The sequence below is a fragment of the Nocardia sp. NBC_00881 genome, assembly GCF_045207455.1.
Lineage (GTDB): Bacteria > Actinomycetota > Actinomycetes > Mycobacteriales > Mycobacteriaceae > Nocardia.
On the sequence record NZ_CP108798.1, the window covers coordinates 3,450,536 to 3,469,368 of the forward strand.

Here is an 18,833-nt window from a genome sequence, read left to right on the forward strand (position 1 = left end):
GGCAGCCCGCGGAGCGGGCTGCCCACCCGGTGGTTAGTGGTCGTATGCGATCAGTGAGCGGTGGACCGGTGCGCTGGTGGTGTCGTTGTGCCAGATGGCGGCGGTGAGCGCAAGGAGGCGTTGCAGCACGCGAACGGTGACTCCAGCGGTGGTGCGCCCGCCGTGGCGTTCCAGGTCCAGCTGCCCTTTCAGGGTCTGATTGATCGACTCGACGACTTGGCGCAGCGGTTTGAACAGGGCGGCACCGGACGACGAGGTGGTCGACTCGTGCCTGCGCGTTCGCGGCGTGGCCGACCTGCGCGTCGTGGACGCCTCGGTGCTGCCGATCATGGTTTCCGGCAACCCCAACGGACGATTTCAGCGCTGGCCTGGCGCGCGGCCGATTACACCCGCGGAGACTCGTCGAGGCACTGATCGACTTGGTTCAGCTCGGCAAGATGGCGAGCGATGTAGTCCGATGCCGACACCAACTCGACCACCAGCAGTGACCGGCATCGAACGAGGAGCGCGACAGAACCGCCGCCGGGCGGATGAGGAGCGGTTCCCGCGAACTCTGGATAAGCTCCTGCCCGGATCCGTTCATGAGGAAGCTGTTCTGAGGAGAATCGTGGCACCGGAACGCACCATTCGCGAAGTAGTCGATCGAATCGTCGAACTCGGTCTCATCGATGCGACCACGCCCGGAAAGACCTGGGAGGCAGCCGAGCTCGACAAACCGCTGAGCTACTACGGCCACACCCCCGGAGACGCCCTGCGCAGCCTGCTGAGCGAACTCGGGATTCGATACGCATTCGATTACGAAAGATTCGAAGGGATCGGCGAGACCGACGACGACGCGCGGCTGGAGTGGTACAGGAACGAACTGGAATCCATTGCCTCCTGTACCCGTGGCACAGCATCCGTCACCAACGTGCGACTGGTCGAGAACAGCACGAAATGGGAACTCCAGTTCGATTGGAACGACACGACCGTATCGTGGCCCGTGTACCCCGGTGGCGAACGGGAGGAAATGGAAGCCTCGCTCACCTTTGCCACCTATCTGCACACGCTGGACCCCGGTGCTGCCCAGCGCTTCTGCCCCGTGCATCCCCGATCCGACGACTGGTCCGGAGAAGCCGTTTTCGGCAATCCGGACAAGCTCGATCAACTGGGCAAGGATTTCGGGCTCGGCTTCACCTCCGCGCGGACGGTCGGTAGCGCCGGTTCCGACCGGGTACGCCATGAGAGCGGAGGAACACCGCCGACACACCCCGATGAGCATCAGGGCTTGATCGACAGCGCCCGCGCGATCCTGGAATCCGACGTTACGGAACGGGAAAGGGTCGACTGGATGCGAATCCACCTGCCCGGCCTGTTGGATATGTTCGAGACAATCAGCAGCGAGTACACCAATCTGCAGCGAGCAACCGACAAGTGGGAGCAGGCGAAACAAGAGGAATATGCCGCCATTGCCGAGAAACAGCAGCAGTACCGGGCACGTATCCGGGAACTCGAGCAGCGGCTCGGAGGGTAACCGGCGGCAAATAGGTCGGCACCGGCAAGTCCGCGATCGCAGGGGATCGGTCACATGCCGCGAATCGCCGGACCGGTTGTTCGGACCATCGCCCTGCGTGAGGATGGTCCGATATGAGTTCCCTGTCCCCACGATTGGAAGCGATCGTCGAGGCTCTTCCTCTGCGAGCCGGGATGCGGGTCCTCGAGATCGGTGGAGGCTCCGGTGCCGCCGCCAAGCCGTCGCGAGGCGAATCGGAGACGGGCATATCCTCATGATCGACCGCTCCGCGCGGAGCATCGCTCTCGCGAAGACCAACGCTGCCGCCGAGATCGCCGCCGGTCATCTCTGCCTCCGGCAGGTCGCGGTCGAGGACTTCGAACTCCCAGAGAACCAGGCGCGCCGGGTTCGAAACCGAACTGACCGCGACCGGGCTGCAACTGCTGCGGCCGACCCGCAAAGGCGAGCTCGAACGGCCCGGTACCGCCCTGTTCAAACCGCTGCGCCAAGTCGTCGAGTCGATCAATCAGACCCTGAAAGGGAAGCTGGACCTGGAACGCCACGGTGGGCGCACCAATTACCTTGGAATTACTCCTCTAGTGTGCCGGAGTACGTCAGGAGTGGTCGACCGAGGATCTGATCGGTCGCAGAAGGCGCCGAGTCGATCGACGGACTCAGCCATGCAGAGTGGGCCGGTAGATGAACTCTTGAATGTGGCGAAACTCATCGCTACTCCTGGAAGTCCGGCCGCACCCGGATACGGCCCCTTGGCCGCGCAACGCCCTGGCCTGGCGCGACCAGATGGAGCACCGTTGTCAGTGGCCGTGTCAGGGTGGCGTCAGCGTGGTGTCAGGACAGACGCTGATAGTTGCTGCCATGACGAAGAACAGCACTTCCTCGATCAAGTCGAAATGGACCGGCATGGTGCCGGTCGACGATACGGCCCTGGCTGTCACCGACACCGGCGGTCCCGGTGTCCCCGTGGTGTACCTCAATGGCCAGTTCGCCACTCAGGGGTACTGGCGGAGGGTCATCGCTGAACTCGGTCCCGGGCTTCGGCACATCACCTACGACGAGCGGGCTCGCGGCAAATCGCGGCGTTCGGCGGACTATTCCTTCGAAGCTGCCGTCCGGGATGTCGATGCCATCCTGGCGGCCAGGGGTGTGGACCGGGCGCTGGTGGTGGGCTGGTCCTACGGGGCAGTCGTCGCGGCACACTGGGCCGGCCGGAATCCGGACCGTGCCGTGGGCACCGTCCTGGTCGACGGCGCGTTCCCGTACGACTGGCTGGACGAGGCCATGGAGCAGCGGATCCGCAAGCTGTTCAAGCGGCTGGGGTGGTTCATGCCGTTGCTGCGCCCGACAGGGCTGACCCCGCGGATGACCGCCGAACAGCAGGCCAACAGCAACATCGAGCTCGGCAGGCTCTCCCGCGAGCGGGAGCTGGGCCCCTTGCTGGACAGCATCACCGTGCCGGTGCGGTATGTGGTTGCTTCGGGGACGTCCTTCGGAAGCCGCGGTGATGAGCAGGAACGGATCCGCACCAGCCTCGATGCGGTGACTGCCCGCAACCCGAACATCCGCGTCAGCGCGAAGGTCGCCAGCAACCACGGCGCCCTCCTGCGCAAGGACTTCCGCGCCATCGCCGATGCCGTACGCGAGACGGCAGCGTCCCGCGACCAGGAGGGTTCGCCGAGAGCAATCTGAATACCCGGGCGCCAACAGGACATTATTCCACCAGCATCCGTTCAATCGAACTACACCACAACAGATTCGAAGGAGAACACCATCATGTCCATCACCCTTACCAACCAGGACCAGGCCACCCTGCGGACCGCCGCGTACGGCGCCGTGTCGCTGATGGCCGCCGCCGATGCCACCGGCAAGCCGCACAAGGTCGCCACGAACGGCTCCATCGCCTTGTCCTCCGCGACCGGCCTGGTCGGGCACGTGCTCGCCGCGAAGTCCAAAGACATCGAACTGAAGGGCAAGACTGTCGCCGAGCTCGCCGATCACGTGCTTCCGGCCCTGACCGCCACCATGAGCCTGCTCGAGAAGCAGGAGCCGGCCGAAGCCGACAACTTCCGCAGCACCGTCCTCGTCGCCATCGACGCAGCCACCCGTACCCACCACGGTGAGCCCAGCCCGACCCTGGCCGAGATGACCCGCAAGATCACCACAGCCCTCAACGCCGCTTGATGGGATGCCCACCCGCGCTGTCCATACTCCGAAACCCCTTCGGAGTATGGACAGCTGTCAGGTAGATGTACGCGGTGCGGTTGCTGGTGTGATTCTCCACGGTGATGTCCATCGGGCCGACCTTGATGCATCCGTTGAGGTCACCGTACTTGTCCTGGTAAACGAGGCCGTTGATGATCGCGATCTCGTCGGGGGCCGCGGTGGTAGCGGGTGCCAGCGCACCGCCGGGTTGACCTTCGACCTGGTTGAGACTCCATGATGGCCAGGTGACGAGTTCGGAGTTCGAAGGGTTGATCACGATCGGCGTGCTCGCACGGGCCAGTGGGCTCACCGCGAGCGCGCTGCGGTTCTACGACGACTGCGGTCTGCTGATCCCGGCCCGGGTCGATCCGATCACCGGGTACCGCTACTACCGCGAGGCCCAGCGTGAACGGGCGGCACTCATCCGGCAGTTGCGCGCGATCGACCTGCCGCTCGAAACGATTGCCCGGATTCTGTCCGGCGCCCCTGCCGTGGCACGGCAATTACTCGACCACCACGTGGACGACCTGGCACGACGGGCACGCGAGGCCGCGCGGATCGTCGCGGCAGTCAAAGAGTCGCTCGAAATGAGCCCGCACGTGGCGGTTTCCGCGACCGCGCTCGCCGAGGCTCTGGAGCAGGTCCGCGCCGCCGCGGCCCGAACGCGGGAGATCCCGGTGCTGGCAGGCGTTCTGGTCGAGGCAGGCGCCAACGCGCTGACGCTCACCGCGACCGACCGCTACCGGCTCTCGACCCGCACTTTGGTGCCGCACCGGCAGCACGGCTGCGCATGGTCACTCGTGCTCGACCCGAAAGGACTCGCTGCGGTCACCGCCTGGCTGCGCGACGTGGACGAGATCGTCGCGACTCCGACGGAGCATGCCCTGATTTTGGCTGGGGACGGCGCCGAACATCATTCCGCCGTCATAGCTGAACCATTCCCCGACCACCGCGCTGTGCTGTCGGCACTCGGGCCGGTGCGCACCAGAGTGGTCGTCGCCCGCCAATCGCTGCTGGAAATGCTCGAAAAGGCCGAAGCGACAGTGCAATTGGCGATCGACCAGACCGGCATCACAGTGTCGGACAGCAGCCACCTGCCCGCCTCTGTCACCGGCTCCCCCATCACCCTCTCGTTCGACCCCGCCACGCTACTTGCCGCCGTCCACACCGCACTCGGTCCCGACCTGATGCTCGACATCGCCGCCACCGACCGGCCGGTAGTCCTGCGCTCCGCCACCGACGGCGACCTCACCACGCTGGCCATGCCCACCCGGCCCGCCACCACTCCGGACGAGAACACGTGACCACTACCTGAGAAAACAAGCAACCTCGCGGGGCGTGTGCCGCTGCCGTATCAGCGCCCTCGTCTGGAGCACCCGCCGTGGCCGCGATCCCTGGCGTCGATGAGCACATCACCCATGTGGTCACGCTCAGCCAGGACAGCCGCCAGACCTGCATTCCCCAACCGACCGCGGCTGCACCACTTACCCGCGACCTCACCCCTACCCGCGACCGCCGTACAGGAGAACTCGTGACCACTCAGACCGACGACACCATGGCCGCCATCACCCGCGCGGTCGCGCTCGGCCACGAGGGCCGCCCGCATGACGCGCGCGAGGCCCTGCTCACTCTCTGGACTTCGCTCGCCCCCCAAGGCGACCCCCTGCACCGCTGCACCCTGGCCCACTACCTGGCCGACCTGTACGACGACGCGGCCGAGGCGCTCACCTGGGATGTACGGGCGCTGGACGCCGCAGCGGAGCTGTCCGACGACCGCGCCCGCCGCTACGACAGATCGCTGCATGTCGCCGCCTTCTACCCCTCGCTGCATCTCAACCTCGCCGACGACTACCGCAGGCTCAGCTCCTTCACCGCGGCGCAACGCGAGATCGACGCCGCCCGCGCCCGCCTGCACACGCTCGGCGACGACGGCTACGGCGCGACCATCCGCTCCGCGGTGGAAGAGGTCGCGTCGGCAATCCGCGACCGGCGCACCGAACCTCGGCCGTCGGCGCCGACGGGAGGCCGATAACGCACATCGGCCCGCACCGTTGGGTGCGGGCCGATGTGTGGAACAGGCTTACTTCGAACGGAACTTGCCGAACAGGCCGTCCTTCTCGTCCTCCGGGCCCGCGGTGAAGTAGAGCGAGTCGGCGTCGCCGAGGCTTTCACCGTTGCCGAACATCAGCGCCCACAGTCCTTCCACCGCGACCGGCTTGCCGTCACCGTCACGCAGGTAGTCGACGAACTTGCCGGTGGCGTCGTCGTAGGCCACCACGTGGCCCGCGCCGCCGAAGTTGCCGACCAGCAGTTTGCCGCCGAGTGGACCGAAGTCCTGGGGCGCGAGGGTAACCGCCCACGGCGCGTTCAGGTGCTTGCCGTCGTCCAGGATGCGGACCAGCTTGCCGGTGGCGTCGAACTCGGCGACCTTGCCCTTGTCGGGTTTGCCGTTCGCGGCCTTCTCCTGGTCCTTGTCCAGCGAGTCCTCCTCGCCCGCGTCGAACTTGGTCGCGTCCTTCTCGTCGGGCTTGGTGGCGGCGTAGGAGACGAACACGCGATTGCCGACGGTGGAGACGTTGAACGGCGCGGGGTCGCCTGGCTTGGCCTTCTTACCCTTCTCCGGCGCGGCCGCGTCGATCGCGTCGCCGGTGGCGAACGGGTTGGCGAAACCGACGGTCGGGATCAGCTGCCAGTTCCTGTCGAACGTCCGGACCTGCGGATCGGCGCCGAAATCGGCCGCGAGCAGCGTGTCACCGGACGGGGCGAGCGCGATGCCGAAGAACTGCATGCCTTGCGACTGGCCGTCGAAGACCAGGTTGGCAGGGCCGTCCCGCCGCACGATCTGTCCTTCGAGGCCCTGCTCGGTCCACGCCGAGATCTTGCCGGAATCGGTGGCGAAGATGAACCGCGCCGAGCCGTTCAGCAGCTGTGGTGCGCCGTCCACGTCGACCGGCTGGTCGTGCACGACGAACAGATCGGAGGTGATCGGCGCCGGGTTGAACACCACGCCGGTGGTCTTGCCCGCACTGTCGTCCGAAGTGTCGGCATCCGCGCCGGGGATCGTGACGATCTTCAGCGGGTCCTGGAAAAGCTTCTGCACGTGCTGGTCCGAGGACTTTGTGACGTCACCGACGAACTGGAACGACTTGCCGCCCGCCCCGACCCAGAAGTGCCCGCCCGCGCCCTTCGGCCGGTCGGCCAGACCCCAGGCGTTCACCATGTCGGGGAAGGTGAACTCCGCGTTGTACGCGGCTTCGTTGGCGGCCAGATTGGTTTGGACGTACTTGTTGCCGTCGAGGCCGGGCACCTCGTCGGCGTTCGAGGTCGAGCAGGCGGCGGCGACCAGCGCCACGCTCAGTACCGACACCCGCAGCAGACCGTTCCTGGCCCGCGACCGCGGTGCACCGCCGCGGCGCAACTCACTCCAGCGTCCGTTCAACTTTCCTGTTTCCTTTCCGACCACACACCACTCTTGGCGATTAGGCGATGCTAACCTTAGCGTGAAGTAATTTCGGGACTAACAGAGCGCCCCACGAGGTACGGGTTTAGGCTGTTCGCCGTGGTCGAAACCCAATCACCGATAGCTTTGCATCCCGATATCGCCATGCTCGCACCACTGCTCGGCACGTGGCGCGGCAAAGGACAGGGTGAATACCCGACCATTGAGCCATTCGGCTATGTCGAGGAAATCCGATTCGGTCATCTGGGCCGTCCGTTTCTCACCTACCGGCAGAAGACCCGCGCCGGCGACGACGGGCGCCCGATGCACGCCGAAACCGGCTATCTACGCCGGCCGCGGCCCGACCGCGTCGAATTGATCCTCGCCCACCCCACCGGAATCACCGAAATCTGCGAGGGCTCGCTCACCATCGATGGCGACCGTGTGCAGATGGAATTGGACTCCACCAGTATCGGCCGCAGCAGCACCGCGAAATCCGTGACCGCACTCGGCCGGACGATCCACCTGTCCGGCGACACGATCGACTACACACTGCGCATGGCGGCAGTGGGCGAACCGCTGCAGCACCATCTCTCCGCCATCCTGCACCGGGATTGATTCGCCCGCACGGTCGAGCGGCGACAGAATTCTGACGAAACGCGGCCGGCTCTCCGAGCGAGCCTTCATTCGCATTCCCGGCAACCTCAGAGACCTTGGGGATGATCGGAAAGCCAGCGCATGTGCCGGTGCATGAGCGTGTCACGTTCGTTGGTGGTGGGCAGCAGAACATCCGCTCCGCCGTCGTAGGGATGGTGGATCCGCTCCAAACCCGGGCCAGCGATCATCACCCCTGCGGTGGCGTCGTCGGCGACGGCACACAGAAGTTCATCCACAGCGCCTTGCCGCCAGGTGATCCGGCTGACGAACAGGTGGGCATAGGAGATCAACTCGGCGTCGGTCTCGGTCGGGTTCTCGCAGACAGATGTCCAGTAGTGGGCAGCGGGATGCCACCGTGCCTGACCATCGGGCCGCGCGCCCGGCTCAGGGTGGTCGGACCAGTCGCAGGTGATGACGTAGACCTCCTGCCCGGTGAACAACTCGTCCAGGACGGTGTTGTACCGGCCGAGCACGATGCCGTACTCGTCAGCAGTCTCGGGATAGCGCTTCGACCCAGGCAGGCTATGGAATCGCACCCACCGATCGTGATAGGCGCTCTTCAACTCATCAGCCGACGGGGGACACAGCGGCCACCGTCGTTGCCAGAGTTCCGAAAGATCGTCGCTACACACCCGGTCACAATATCCACAGGTTGAACGGCATGTTCAGAGCGCGTTCGGCAGCCGACGACGCCCCGTCGCGAGTTCGGTGGCCAGATCCTCATAGGCAACGGCCGACTCCGCCAGGCGCTCCCATGCGAACCACAGGTCCCATTCCGCGTCGTCGGCCAAGGCCGCGTACGCGCGGGCGCTGAGCCGGGCGAGGCGGTCGATCACCGCGCCCAGCGATTCGGTGTGCAGGTAGGCGCCACCATGTGCGGGTGGCAGCCGCACCTCGGCCCAGCGGTCGATGTCCCGGACCAGGTGAGCGCGCTGCTCATCGAGGTCGGCGACAACCGCGGGGACCGCGCCGAGACTGCGTGCGTGCAGGGCGGCGAGTTCGCGGGCCCGGCGCAGCACCGGATGATCCGGCAGCGGGTTCCCGTCTCGGCAGGCGTGCAGCAATTGGCTTCTCGTCGGCAGACCAGCGCTCACCGCGCGCCCTTCCGGCCCGCGCAGGTCAACACGCAATCCACGATCACCGCGCCGGATGGACGGAACGTGTCGCGCGGTGCCACCACCCACTGCCGAAACCCGCCGCTCGCTTCGGCGGGCGAAGGCAGCGCGATCTCGCCGCCGAAAGGCACGATGGAGACGTCGAGCCGGAACAAGGCCGAGAACAACCGCATATCGTCGGGTACATCGGGTCGGCACAGGAAAGTCCATCTGCGAGAGCGGATATGGGCGACCACCGGACCCTGCGGATGCCCACGGAAGACCAGGTCGTCACGCACCCGCTGCCCCAACCCACCGGGCATCGTGATCCCGCCGACCACTCCCGCTTTTACAACAATCCGGCCGACCTCCGGGTCTATTCCGGCCGGTAGCCCACAGGTGCGCCGGTAATAGGCGCAGCGGGAGGCAGGCGTATCCGCGAATGCCGCATGATCCATTCGCCATCCTCGATTCACATCGTCCGGTAAGCGACAACGCCCGGCGCTGGACCTGGAACCGTTGTCGCGGTTAAGGTTTCAGGACTTCTTCGATTCGGGACCGGGGCGCGTTCAGTAGAGCACCGGGTATTGCTGGGCGGGACATTCTCAGTTGTGGAATCCGGCGAAAATCGCCCAGGTTCCAAGGCACCCCGCCAAAACGTTCCAGTTTGATACCTGGCCAATAGTTTGGCTACGAAAGGGAATTCGTCGTGACTCCAACCGGATCCACCCTCCCCCGCCGCATGCTGGGCCGACAGCTGCGCGAGCTGCGGGTCAACTCGGGCGTCAGCGCAGAGGTCGCCCGCGAGGCGATCGGCGTGGGCAAACAGACCCTGTGGCGGATGGAGACCGGGCAGCCGGTCCGGCTGAATCCGCTACTCATCGAAGGGTTGTGCAAGGTGTATGGGGCATCAGAGGACGTGACCAACATCCTGCTTGGGCTCACCGAGGAAGCGAGCCGCACCGGCTGGTGGCATGCCTATGGGGATGCGATCCCCAAGCATTTCGATCTGTTCGTCGGGCTGGAAACGGCTGCGAAACAGATATTCTCGTATCAGACAACGCTTCTCCCCGGTCTCTTGCAGACCGACGAGTATCGGCGAGCACTGATATGGGTGGATTTTCCAACGATGTCATCAGAAGAGGTCGAACGAAGGATCGAACTCTTTAACCTGCGAAAAGCGCGCCTGAGTAGTCGGCCGACGCCGCTCATTCTGGACGCTACCGTGGATGAATCTGCGCTACGCCGGGCGATCGGCGGTCCGGCGGTGATGTCGGATCAGCTGAGGAATCTCGGGAAAGCTGCTGAAAGGCCGAACATCTCGATACGTGTAGTTCCACTCGGCGCTGATGCGTACTGCGGGCTTCGGGTTGGCACTTTTGTGATGCTCAAGTTTCCCACGCATCCAACCGCGCATCTGACTGAGCCGCCTGTCATCTACATGCAGGGGTTGACGGGCGCGTTGTATCTTGAGAAGACCGAGGAGGTACAGCAGTACCGACAGGCATACGCCGACATCCAACGTTCGGCACTGGATGAGACTCAAAGCCGATCCCTCATCCTCGAGATCGCAAGGGAGTACGCCCCGTGAACGTCAACCTTTCCAAGGCCATGTGGTTCAAGAGCAGCCACAGCAGCTCAGACCAGGACTGTGTAGAGGTCGCGTTCCTCGGCGCTGACATGGTCAGCGTTCGCGATTCGAAGGATCCCAGCGGTCCGGCCCTGGTATTCGCCCCAAGCGAGTGGGACGCGTTTACCGCAGGTGTCGTCGACGGCGAGTTCAACCGGCTTCGACCCTGAGCCGAAATCTCAGCCCCGAGCCCCGGAACTTCGGCCACAGAGGATTCCGGGGCTCTCGGCTTTCATCACACCACGCTTGTGCGGAGAACCCCCGGCTGAGCTGCGGATCGCTTGCATACGACTGGAATGCACCGGTAGCGTCAGCGTGACTGACGGGGGGCGGAGGAGCCGGTCCGGCCCCGGCAAGGCCACAACACCGGTTTGCGAGGGGAATCAATGACATCAGGGGCGAATTCGCAACGGCTGACCATCTTCGCCGTCGGTGCCGCGCTCGCACTGGCAGGCTGCGGCCCCTCCACCGACGGCGATGTCAAGCCGACCGGAAGTCCCTCCGCGAACCCGAGCATCGCCCCCGACGTACCCACCGGCTACAACCCCTGCACCGACATCCCGCAGAGTGTGCTCGATTCGGAGAGCTTGCGCAGCAAGGACAAAGAGGACTCCGATGCTTCGGGCGGCGTCAAATGGCGTGGTTGCGCGTGGCTTCAAACCGATGGGTACGCACCAGCTATCCGCACCACGAACCTCACCGTCGACATGGTGCGAGACAAGAAGTTCGCTGATGCCCGCGAGTACACCATCAATGGTCGGCGCGCGATCTCTACACGACAGGTCGATGAGCACCCCGACGCCGTGTGCACTATAAACGTGGAGATGAAGGGCGGCAGCCTCGAATTCTTCCTCAGCAATCCGCCGTCGAATCGAAAGACGGGCCAGCTCAACACTTGCGAACTCGCGAAGGCCTTGGCCGAGCAGGTTGTGGCAACAATGCCCGCCAACGTTTAGACCACAGTGACAGCGAAGCGACTCACCGGGAGGGAAGAAACATATGGGTGACGACAAGGCTCCGCCTGCTCGACCGATGGCAAATGTGATCAACGCAGTCCGCGACGGCCAGGTGAACATCGAAATGACACCAGAGGATTTCATCTACATCGATCGCGACTGCGAATACTTCAAGGACTCGATCCGACAGATTCAGCGATCCATGGACATCGTGTCCCAGCAAGAACATTGGGGGCTAGGCGAATCCAACGGCGATATGGTCTCCGCATCAACATTGGTCGGCCGCTTCAAGAAGAAAGCCCGCGGGGCAGAAGACGGAAACAGCGTCTACCAGATCATGGAAGATCACTTCCGTATCGTTGAAGACATCCAAGAGGTACACCGGATTGTCCGAGACCGAATAATGCAGGTGGACAGCAGCTTTGCTGCCGAGTTCAATCGCCTCAACACCACACTTCCCAACCGGCCTCCCGTCCAACTGCCAGCGGGACCGGCCCTGCTCCCAGACGGGACAGGCAGATGAGCGGATATGAGAACACCCGCATCCCGAACGGCGGCGAGCAGCCCGACAGTTGGGAACACCCGCGCATCAACAACGCGTTCAATCCGCTCAATACCCTCGATGCGGTCAACCAGGCCAGCAAATACTGGAGCGCCCGCAACCAATGGGAGCAAGGCGTCGAAACCTTCGCGCGCTCCATCCAGAATTCGATCGCCCAAGCCTGGTCCGGTCCGGCGGCTGAGCAATCCAAGAACGCGATCGCCAAATACACCAGCGACGCACAGAATCTGACCAACTCCCTGGAAGAGCTGTACTGCCGGGTTCGCGACGCCGCCACTGCGATCGCCAATACGAAAAAGGCGCTCCCCGACCCAGTCCTCGTCACCTGGACCTCATGGGCGTGGCCCCCACACCGCTGGGACCTGCAACGTGACCAGTCCGAGGCCGAGCAGACGGCGCGGGCCGCGATGCGAGACTTCTATGTGAAGCCCTTCAGCGAGATGGACGGCAAGATCCCCGTGCTGCCTACACCGGTGGGTCCAACTGCGTCCGTGGACATTCCGCCGCCTCCGCCGGGCGGCTACCAGGACGACGACAACGGCGGCGCGCCGACCTCATCCAATCCGAGCAACGGCCCCGGCACCACCGATTCCGGCATCCCAGGCGACAAAGAGGGCAACGGCAAGCCCGACGAGTCGAGCACTGAAGAGCAGCCCGGCGATCAGCTGACGCAAGAGCAACAACCCGCCGCGACGACACCCACTACGCCCACCGGCGTAGACCCCACAGCGACGACTCCGGCCAACACCACGGACCCCACCAAGACCGTCCCGACCAGCACCGGAACCCCGAGCAGCCCGGGCACCCCTGGCGTCCCGGGCACGCCGAATCAGCCGCAACCAGGGCGCAGCATCCCCGGCGCGCCACAGCCTCCGAACACATCGGCGAACCCGGCGGCGGCCGCAGCGGCAACGACGAGCGCACGCGGTTCCGCCGGTATGCCGGGCATGGGCGCACCCGGCGCGCGGGGCGGCGGCAAGGACGACGAGTCCGAGCACAAGACACCGGACTACCTGATCAACCAGGAGAACACCGACAAACTACTCGGTGAGATCCCGAGGACGGTGCCCGGCGGCGTCATCGGCGGCAGCCCGGACTGAGCCAGCCGAACACTCTTCGACTCAGCATCCGCCCGCATGGCATCCGAACAAGCCATGCGGGCGGGTGCGCGCACGATAGCGGTCGCCTCCCCCACGCGACCAGATTGGACCTCGAATGGCTGAATGGACTTGGGAACCAGATGATTTCGCCACGCTCTGGTACAGCGACGCACACGACCGCTTTCCCAGCCCCTTGCGCTACACCAGCCGCTTCGCCTTCCGCGACGACTTCGACACCCACCGCACAGCGGTGCGCGACCGCTACTCCCCCGACGAACTCGACGAGATCAACGCCGCACTGCACACCCTGAGCACCTCCGACATTCGCATCGAAATCCTCGGCGGCAGCTGCAAACACAAGAACAGCACCGGCCGCGACGACCTACGCGAATACCGAATCCTCGGCGCCCGCAACATCTATCGCGCCGTAGTCCTCAGCCAATCCGGCACCCAACACGAGCACAGCCCTATCCGCGTACGCATGTTCCGCACCGAACAACTCCCCACCCGCCTCGTGAACGCAATCCCCGCCTGCCCACCCGGCACCGAGAAACCCGCCACCTTCCACCCCGACGACCTCGCCCCCCGCCGCGACACCTACCTGCAAGACAACGCCCGCAACACCCCCCGCGAGCAATACCAACGCCTCCTCCACCGCCCCGCCGACGGCGGCGGCACCGCCGTCCTCCTCACCGCCCCACTCCCCACCCACGCCAAACCGTCCAAAGTTCTCCAATGGCACGACATCTCCGACGACGGCCGCTACACCGAACTCCGCACCCACCACATCACCATCCGCCCCACCACCCCTACCGACCTGACAACCCACTTCACCACCTGGATCAACCAAGCCCTCCAACGCCTAGCGGACGCCCGCCCCGACTCCTGGTAGCAACATCGCTTTATCTGCGACAGCCGCCGGGATGTTCTGCAGGCTCGGGCTGAGCAGTTCGGCGGCGACCTCCTGCACCTGGGTCTTCAGTGCCGGGAAGCCGGGCTCGCCGGTGAGGCTCGCGTATTCGACGCGCAGCACCAGATAATCGAAGCGCGTGGCCTGCGGGCCGTTGCCGTCTTCGACGAATTCGGCGGGCAGCCCGGCGATCTGATCGAGTTCAGCGCATTCCAGGTGACCGTGCACTTCCCACCCGCACCTCCCGAACCGAACGCTTCGAGTGACCGGCGAGAGGTGCGGCTGGCCGATATCTGCAAGATTCAGCCCAGGCCTTCCCACGACCTGATGCCGAAAGCCGAGGTCGGGGCTGAGCTCTCGGTGCCCGTCGTGAAACGACAGCACCTGCGCGACTATCGGGTGGTGCCTGACGGTGCGGACGCCATCAGCGAGGACGCCGCCCGCCGGTTGCGCAAGTATGTCCTCGAGCCGGACGACATTGCGCTGGCCCGCTCCGGCGCGATGCTCGCGCCGGCCATCGTCGGCGCGAAACAGGGACCGATGTTATTGGGAAACAACCTTTGCGGGTGCGCGATCGCGCCGACATCGATCCGCTGTTCACAGGTCAAGGAGTCAACCGAACCGGAGGCAGTCCCATCCGCACCGCCCCGAGGACTGGAAACAGCAACTATACCAACGACTCTGACGCAAACTCGGCAACCACAATCAGTGTCGTAGCCGATGAGCCCATCCGATCATGGAACCGACACGCCGATCATCAAAAGTGGGCCAGAGCCAATTTTCTCGAGCGCCATCAGTCGTAGAGATACAGCATCCAACCACCCTTGAATGTACACCTGTATTTGGTGTATGCCGCGCTCTGTTGGTTCACCAGGCTACTACCTCTGTCTTCGCACGCGGACTTTGTCGAGAACCGACCGCCGTAGTGATCCGCGGAAGCTGTTCCCGCCCCGAGGGTCAGCGACCCAAGACCCATGACAACAGCAGCGAGCAGCGCATAAGATATCTTTCGCAAGTGTGTTCACCTTCCAGATGTCGGACCATGCGGAGAAATCGAAGCATCCGGCCCCGGGGCGAGGGAAGCTACCGACGTCGCCCCTGGCGGATTTTGACACTCCCTTGACTTTCCGGGCAGGCGCCAGATGTCAATGGCCAGCGGTCCTGGGACATCACGGTCACCGAGGTCCTGGCCGGCTACTACGAGCCCGGCGAGAACGGCAGACGCCAGCCCAAGTCGTTGTACGGTGCGGTGAAAATGTGGGCTCACCTGCACCGTGCAGGGTATCGTGGTGGCCCGGTCCACGGTCGAGCGGTTGATGCGCGCCCACGGGTGGCGCGGGGTGACGCGGCGCAAGAAGGTCCGCACCCCCGAACCGGATCCCGCCGCGTCGCGGGCGCCGGATCTGGTGGATCGCCAGTTCCGGGTGCCGGCGTCGATTTTGCGGTAAGACAGGAAATGGGCGCAGATCTTTTATCACCGGTCAGGAATGGGGCCCTTTGTCTCCGAAGCTGATCCGTTCGACGGCCTGGCCTGTCACGTCTGCAATGAGTTCGAAGTCTTTGTCGGCATGGAGGACGACGAGTTTTGCTTGTTCGGCAGTAGCGGCGATCAGTAGGTCCGGAATCGAGGGTGCGCGATGATATCCGTGCACGGCGAGAGCGCGGAGAACTTCGACCGCTCGGTTCTCTGATGCGGGTGTCATGTACTGCACAGGCATGCGCGCGAGTGGCGGGAGGTCGAGCAGTTCACCGAGGTCCGTCGCCGACCTTGCCGAGTAGCCGCCTCCAACAAGGTGACCGTGGTGATGTGCACGAGGCCGGCGCTCGATCCGCGCCGCCCATTCATCCGCATCGGGAGATCGACCCAGCCGAACCAAAGCCGAATTGTCGATCAGCCAGGGGCGATGGCTCACGACCATGCTTTACCCATAACGTCGGGGTCATCGAGGTCGCGCGTAAGCTCGCCGAGGCGATCGAGGTCGCGGGTCGTAACAGAGACCGCGGGGCGGAATTCTCGGCTGAGCCAGCGTCGGAGAAATTCATTACGGGACACGCCCATATCCCGGGCGCGCCGGTCGATCTCCTCGATCGCTGGATCGGGAACATCCCTGATCAAGATGTCTGACATCCCACTCACCTCCTGATATCCATGATCTCAGGAGGTTGCCGGGCTGGCGGCAAGGTGGGGTCGGGCAGAATCGAGCGCTCCTGCCGACTGTAGAGCGCCCGGCCGCGGAGCGTCAGGTACAGACCCGCCTCGACCGGCGTGAATGCGGGTAGCACGGTGGCCATCTCGACCACTCCGACATCCGGATTGCACACGCCCTGTTACGCCCGCGGCATCTATTTCTGGTCGGCCGATCAGTGGTCATTCGTCGGCGGCCACCACGACGTCAGGGTCCGGTAGTGCGGGTTGTTTCGGGGCAGCGGGCACCCATCCACGCAGCGGCTGCACCACTGCGAGCTTGCTCATGATGAACCGATGCAGCAGCGCACCCGATTGACGGGCGCTGCGCCGTCCACAATGCCAGAACCCGCAGACAAATGCGGCAAGCGCTCGGCTGTCTCCCGGGGCCGTCTTCTCGGCCCGGCGGGTGCGGAGGCGGGGAGTCCCCACTTGCACAAGCGGGACGGCTGGGCGAGACTTCACCGGTTTCGGTGACGTCCCGCACCCCGGGTCTGCCCGCCCTGGTGCGCGGGCGGGAACTCCGCGCGGCACTGGCTACGGCTGTGGCGTCCACGCCTCCAGCGGAGCGAAACTGGGTGGCGGCTCATCGCTTCGCTGCTTGCGTAGTGCAAGGGCTCGAGCCCGCACGACACGTCTGGCACGCCATCCGAAGACGCGGATGTCCGCCCGCACCGCCTGTGTGCAAAGCTCGAGCTCCGGCTCGATACCGGCGCGCAGTGCCACGCTGGGCCCCCCGGCGTCCCGGTGCGCGTCGCGTCGCGAACGACACACGGAATCCGGCAACTCACTGACGACGCATACGCATGTGACACGGCGATGTGGGCGCTGCCTGGTCTGGCCGATCCGTGGCGAGTCGAGAACCGGGGGCTCGTCGTGCGCCGTCGCGCCGACGACGATCGGCGACAAGGCTGCGATGGTGTTCTTTGTGGTCTGTGGTGTGCCCCCCAACGACTTTCGATGACGTGACCAGTCGCCTTCGCAAGCATTCGCACATCCTGCGACTCGCACCACTCTTTTCGCCTGCGCGCCGAGCGGCACAAGGCGCGTGGAGGGCGTGCCCGACGTGCCGTGCCACAGCTACATCGGTGTCATGAGAAGGGTGAAATAGATTCGGGCAGTTCGGCGGCCGAAGGTTGCTCGGCGATCGTGAACGGATGATCCGAGCTACCATGCACCTCATGCGATGGGGGTGGTTGGGCGACCGGCTGCACCGCGCGGCGCTGTTGCTATCGGTGCTGACAATCGTGGTGTGTGGGCTGGGGATCGCGGCGCTGACCTGGTGGCTGCTGTGGTCCATGTTGGGGGCGAAGACCGAGACGCCGAATCAGATGGAACTCGCCAAGATTGCGCTGTCGGTGGCTGCGGGCATCGGTGGCGCGGTCGGACTGGTGGTGGCGTATCGGCGGCAGCGCGATCTGGAACGCGGCAGGTTCGCCGACCTGTTCGGGGCGGCGGCCCGACAATTGGGCGATACCGATGTGGCTGTGCGGATCGCCGGTGTCTACGCGATGGCCGGGGTGGCTGACGAGTTCTCGGCACCAGGTCACCGACAGCAGTGCGTCGATGTGCTGTGCGGCTACATTCGGCTGCCCTACGACCACGATGCCGGGGCGAATCATCTTGTGTCGCGGGCCGAATCGTCGGAGGAGTTCGGAACCAAGGTCGAGCGGGTCTACCAGTTCCGCCAGAACGACCATGAGGTGCGCCGGACGATTCTGGAGGTGATCACGGCACGCCTGCGCCGTCCCGCCGAGGTTTCCTGGTCGGACTGCGATTTCGATTTCACCGGCGCGCTGTTCGTCAACGCCTACTTCAAGAACGTCGAATTCGGGGGTCGGCGCACGACGTTCCACAGGGCGCGGTTCGTCGGCGACAGAAACACCACCTTCGAAAACGCTCGCTTTACCGGTGAGCATGTCACTTTCCGGGATGCCACGTTCACCAGCCGCTTCGTCGACTTCGACCGTGCAGAGTTCCGCGGCGACCGCACAACATTCGACGGGATGACCGTCGAATGCCCACACAGCTCATTCACCGCCACCCGCTTCTCGGGAAGTCGCACCACCTTTCTCGGCGCCCGGTTGGTCGGTACCCGAACATCGTTCCGCGGGGCCACATTCCGTGCCGCTTTCACCACCTTCGAGAATGCGACCTTCGACGGCGAGCACACCTCGTTCCACAGCACCGAGTTCGTCAGCCCGCGAATAACCTTCAGCGGCGCCAAACTCTACGCCGGCACCACAGAATTCGACCGCGCTCGGATCGGCGCGCAGCAACGCTGGCGCGCAACCGGAACCCGCGGATCGGATTTCACGCGTGCCGAATTCCATGGCACGGTGACCTTTGCCGCGACCTTCTTCGGTGGGCGCACCGTCGACTTCTCCGAAGCCGACTTCTTCGGTGACATCTCCTTCGCCACCACCCGGTTCGCGGCCGGCGAAATCCGCTTCGACAACCCGTCGGCATGGGTCGGCACCCACTTCGAATGGGACGACAACCCCGCCCGCAAGCCCACCAATATCAAACCCGACCTTTGGCCCCCGGCTCCAGTGCGCTGAGGATGGCACCCTCCTCCTATGACGGTT

22 protein-coding genes and 3 pseudogenes are annotated in these 18,833 nt (G+C 64.8%); 15 read left to right on the forward strand and 10 right to left on the reverse strand.

Going from position 1 to position 18,833, the window contains the following annotated elements; translation table 11 throughout:
* Positions 1 to 33: 33 nt before the first annotated feature.
* Positions 34 to 225: pseudogene (locus OH799_RS14205) on the reverse strand (IS982 family transposase); the annotation flags it as partial.
* Between the two features lie 382 nt (positions 226 to 607).
* Here OH799_RS14205 and OH799_RS14210 point away from each other — a divergent pair.
* The 3 genes from OH799_RS14210 to OH799_RS14220 all read left to right on the forward strand — a co-directional run bounded on the left by OH799_RS14210 (position 608) and on the right by OH799_RS14220 (position 3,691).
* Positions 608 to 1,513, forward strand: a complete 906-nt coding sequence (locus tag OH799_RS14210) for a hypothetical protein (RefSeq protein ID WP_406282983.1) — start codon at positions 608 to 610, stop codon at positions 1,511 to 1,513.
* 855 nt (positions 1,514 to 2,368) lie between these two features.
* Positions 2,369 to 3,199, forward strand: a complete 831-nt coding sequence (locus OH799_RS14215) for an alpha/beta fold hydrolase (protein WP_406280378.1) — start codon at positions 2,369 to 2,371, stop codon at positions 3,197 to 3,199.
* Between the two features lie 84 nt (positions 3,200 to 3,283).
* Positions 3,284 to 3,691 (forward strand): hypothetical protein, encoded by a 408-nt coding sequence (locus OH799_RS14220; RefSeq protein ID WP_406280380.1) that lies wholly within the window; start codon positions 3,284 to 3,286, stop codon positions 3,689 to 3,691.
* Here OH799_RS14220 and OH799_RS14225 read toward each other — a convergent pair.
* Positions 3,678 to 3,989, reverse strand: coding sequence for a hypothetical protein (locus OH799_RS14225; RefSeq protein WP_406280382.1), 312 nt, complete (start codon positions 3,987 to 3,989; stop codon positions 3,678 to 3,680). The genes OH799_RS14220 and OH799_RS14225 overlap by 14 nt on opposite strands.
* Here OH799_RS14225 and OH799_RS14230 point away from each other — a divergent pair.
* Positions 3,958 to 5,016 (forward strand): MerR family transcriptional regulator, encoded by a 1,059-nt coding sequence (locus OH799_RS14230; protein ID WP_406280384.1) that lies wholly within the window; start codon positions 3,958 to 3,960, stop codon positions 5,014 to 5,016. The genes OH799_RS14225 and OH799_RS14230 overlap by 32 nt on opposite strands.
* A gap of 77 nt (positions 5,017 to 5,093) precedes the next feature.
* Entirely contained in the window at positions 5,094 to 5,744 is a 651-nt protein-coding gene (locus tag OH799_RS14235; RefSeq protein ID WP_406280386.1) for a hypothetical protein, read from the forward strand.
* A 48-nt stretch (positions 5,745 to 5,792) separates the two neighbouring features.
* On the opposite strand, the gene OH799_RS14240 is transcribed toward OH799_RS14235, so the two are convergent.
* The gene (locus OH799_RS14240; RefSeq protein ID WP_406282101.1) at positions 5,793 to 7,070 is read right to left on the reverse strand and encodes a TIGR03118 family protein; all 1,278 of its coding nucleotides are present in this window, start codon (positions 7,068 to 7,070) and stop codon (positions 5,793 to 5,795) included.
* Positions 7,071 to 7,271: 201 nt separating this feature from the next.
* On the opposite strand from OH799_RS14240, the gene OH799_RS14245 reads away from it, so the two are divergent.
* A complete protein-coding gene (locus OH799_RS14245) occupies positions 7,272 to 7,769 on the forward strand; it encodes a peroxynitrite isomerase (RefSeq protein ID WP_406280388.1) in 498 nt (165 codons plus the stop codon).
* Between the two features lie 86 nt (positions 7,770 to 7,855).
* On the opposite strand, the gene OH799_RS14250 is transcribed toward OH799_RS14245, so the two are convergent.
* The 3 genes from OH799_RS14250 to OH799_RS14260 form a co-directional block, all read right to left on the reverse strand.
* A complete protein-coding gene (locus OH799_RS14250) occupies positions 7,856 to 8,344 on the reverse strand; it encodes a hypothetical protein (RefSeq protein ID WP_406280390.1) in 489 nt (162 codons plus the stop codon).
* A 129-nt stretch (positions 8,345 to 8,473) separates the two neighbouring features.
* Positions 8,474 to 8,902 carry a DUF4254 domain-containing protein gene (locus tag OH799_RS14255; RefSeq protein WP_406280392.1) on the reverse strand — a complete coding sequence of 143 codons (429 nt, stop codon included), beginning with the start codon at positions 8,900 to 8,902 and terminating at the stop codon, positions 8,474 to 8,476.
* On the reverse strand, positions 8,899 to 9,360 hold the full coding sequence (locus tag OH799_RS14260; RefSeq protein WP_406280394.1) for a DNA-directed RNA polymerase subunit beta: 462 nt from the start codon (positions 9,358 to 9,360) through the stop codon (positions 8,899 to 8,901). The genes OH799_RS14255 and OH799_RS14260 overlap by 4 nt, the downstream gene beginning before the upstream one ends.
* A 251-nt stretch (positions 9,361 to 9,611) precedes the next feature.
* On the opposite strand from OH799_RS14260, the gene OH799_RS14265 reads away from it, so the two are divergent.
* From OH799_RS14265 to OH799_RS14290, 6 genes are all read left to right on the forward strand, one after another.
* Positions 9,612 to 10,493 carry a helix-turn-helix domain-containing protein gene (locus tag OH799_RS14265; RefSeq protein ID WP_406280396.1) on the forward strand — a complete coding sequence of 294 codons (882 nt, stop codon included), beginning with the start codon at positions 9,612 to 9,614 and terminating at the stop codon, positions 10,491 to 10,493.
* Positions 10,490 to 10,702, forward strand: coding sequence for a DUF397 domain-containing protein (locus OH799_RS14270; RefSeq protein ID WP_406280398.1), 213 nt, complete (start codon positions 10,490 to 10,492; stop codon positions 10,700 to 10,702). The genes OH799_RS14265 and OH799_RS14270 overlap by 4 nt, the downstream gene beginning before the upstream one ends.
* A gap of 216 nt (positions 10,703 to 10,918) precedes the next feature.
* On the forward strand, positions 10,919 to 11,488 hold the full coding sequence (locus OH799_RS14275) for a DUF3558 domain-containing protein (RefSeq protein WP_406280400.1): 570 nt from the start codon (positions 10,919 to 10,921) through the stop codon (positions 11,486 to 11,488).
* 43 nt (positions 11,489 to 11,531) lie between these two features.
* Positions 11,532 to 12,011, forward strand: a complete 480-nt coding sequence (locus tag OH799_RS14280; RefSeq protein WP_406280402.1) for a hypothetical protein — start codon at positions 11,532 to 11,534, stop codon at positions 12,009 to 12,011.
* Complete coding sequence (locus OH799_RS14285) at positions 12,008 to 13,150, forward strand: WXG100 family type VII secretion target (protein WP_406280404.1); 1,143 nt, start codon at positions 12,008 to 12,010, stop codon at positions 13,148 to 13,150. Before OH799_RS14280 ends, OH799_RS14285 begins: the two co-directional genes overlap by 4 nt.
* A 115-nt stretch (positions 13,151 to 13,265) precedes the next feature.
* Complete coding sequence (locus tag OH799_RS14290; RefSeq protein WP_406280406.1) at positions 13,266 to 14,042, forward strand: ESX secretion-associated protein EspG; 777 nt, start codon at positions 13,266 to 13,268, stop codon at positions 14,040 to 14,042.
* Here the strand turns inward: OH799_RS14290 and OH799_RS14295 are convergent.
* Complete coding sequence (locus OH799_RS14295) at positions 14,013 to 14,288, reverse strand: hypothetical protein (protein ID WP_406280408.1); 276 nt, start codon at positions 14,286 to 14,288, stop codon at positions 14,013 to 14,015. The two genes, OH799_RS14290 and OH799_RS14295, sit on opposite strands and share 30 nt — an antisense overlap.
* A 48-nt stretch (positions 14,289 to 14,336) precedes the next feature.
* Between OH799_RS14295 and OH799_RS14300 the strand changes: the two genes are divergently transcribed.
* Positions 14,337 to 14,777, forward strand: coding sequence for a hypothetical protein (locus tag OH799_RS14300; protein ID WP_406280410.1), 441 nt, complete (start codon positions 14,337 to 14,339; stop codon positions 14,775 to 14,777).
* A gap of 445 nt (positions 14,778 to 15,222) precedes the next feature.
* A pseudogene (locus tag OH799_RS14305) lies at positions 15,223 to 15,493 on the forward strand (IS3 family transposase); the annotation flags it as partial.
* Positions 15,494 to 15,541: 48 nt separating this feature from the next.
* Here OH799_RS14305 and OH799_RS14310 read toward each other — a convergent pair.
* From OH799_RS14310 to OH799_RS14320, 3 genes and pseudogenes are all read right to left on the reverse strand, one after another.
* Positions 15,542 to 15,979: pseudogene (locus OH799_RS14310) on the reverse strand (PIN domain nuclease).
* Positions 15,970 to 16,188, reverse strand: coding sequence for a ribbon-helix-helix protein, CopG family (locus OH799_RS14315; protein ID WP_406280412.1), 219 nt, complete (start codon positions 16,186 to 16,188; stop codon positions 15,970 to 15,972). Before OH799_RS14315 ends, OH799_RS14310 begins: the two are co-directional and overlap by 10 nt.
* 5 nt (positions 16,189 to 16,193) lie before the next feature.
* On the reverse strand, positions 16,194 to 16,352 hold the full coding sequence (locus OH799_RS14320; protein ID WP_406280414.1) for a hypothetical protein: 159 nt from the start codon (positions 16,350 to 16,352) through the stop codon (positions 16,194 to 16,196).
* Between the two features lie 1,050 nt (positions 16,353 to 17,402).
* On the opposite strand from OH799_RS14320, the gene OH799_RS14325 reads away from it, so the two are divergent.
* Positions 17,403 to 18,806 (forward strand): pentapeptide repeat-containing protein, encoded by a 1,404-nt coding sequence (locus tag OH799_RS14325; RefSeq protein ID WP_406280416.1) that lies wholly within the window; start codon positions 17,403 to 17,405, stop codon positions 18,804 to 18,806.
* The last annotated feature ends 27 nt before the right edge of the window (positions 18,807 to 18,833 follow it).

Bases quoted from the DNA above. Each gene is read 5' to 3' on its own strand.
- OH799_RS14215 (WP_406280378.1), top strand. From the start codon at position 2,369: ATGACGAAGAACAGCACTTCCTCGATCAAGTCGAAATGGACCGGCATG.
- OH799_RS14220 (WP_406280380.1), top strand. From the start codon at position 3,284: ATGTCCATCACCCTTACCAACCAGGACCAGGCCACCCTGCGGACCGCC.
- OH799_RS14260 (WP_406280394.1), bottom strand. From the start codon at position 9,360: ATGGATCATGCGGCATTCGCGGATACGCCTGCCTCCCGCTGCGCCTAT.
- OH799_RS14275 (WP_406280400.1), top strand. From the start codon at position 10,919: ATGACATCAGGGGCGAATTCGCAACGGCTGACCATCTTCGCCGTCGGT.
- OH799_RS14280 (WP_406280402.1), top strand. From the start codon at position 11,532: ATGGGTGACGACAAGGCTCCGCCTGCTCGACCGATGGCAAATGTGATC.
- OH799_RS14285 (WP_406280404.1), top strand. From the start codon at position 12,008: ATGAGCGGATATGAGAACACCCGCATCCCGAACGGCGGCGAGCAGCCC.
- OH799_RS14290 (WP_406280406.1), top strand. From the start codon at position 13,266: ATGGCTGAATGGACTTGGGAACCAGATGATTTCGCCACGCTCTGGTAC.
- OH799_RS14315 (WP_406280412.1), bottom strand. From the start codon at position 16,188: ATGTCAGACATCTTGATCAGGGATGTTCCCGATCCAGCGATCGAGGAG.
- OH799_RS14320 (WP_406280414.1), bottom strand. From the start codon at position 16,352: ATGGCCACCGTGCTACCCGCATTCACGCCGGTCGAGGCGGGTCTGTAC.
- OH799_RS14325 (WP_406280416.1), top strand. From the start codon at position 17,403: ATGATCCGAGCTACCATGCACCTCATGCGATGGGGGTGGTTGGGCGAC.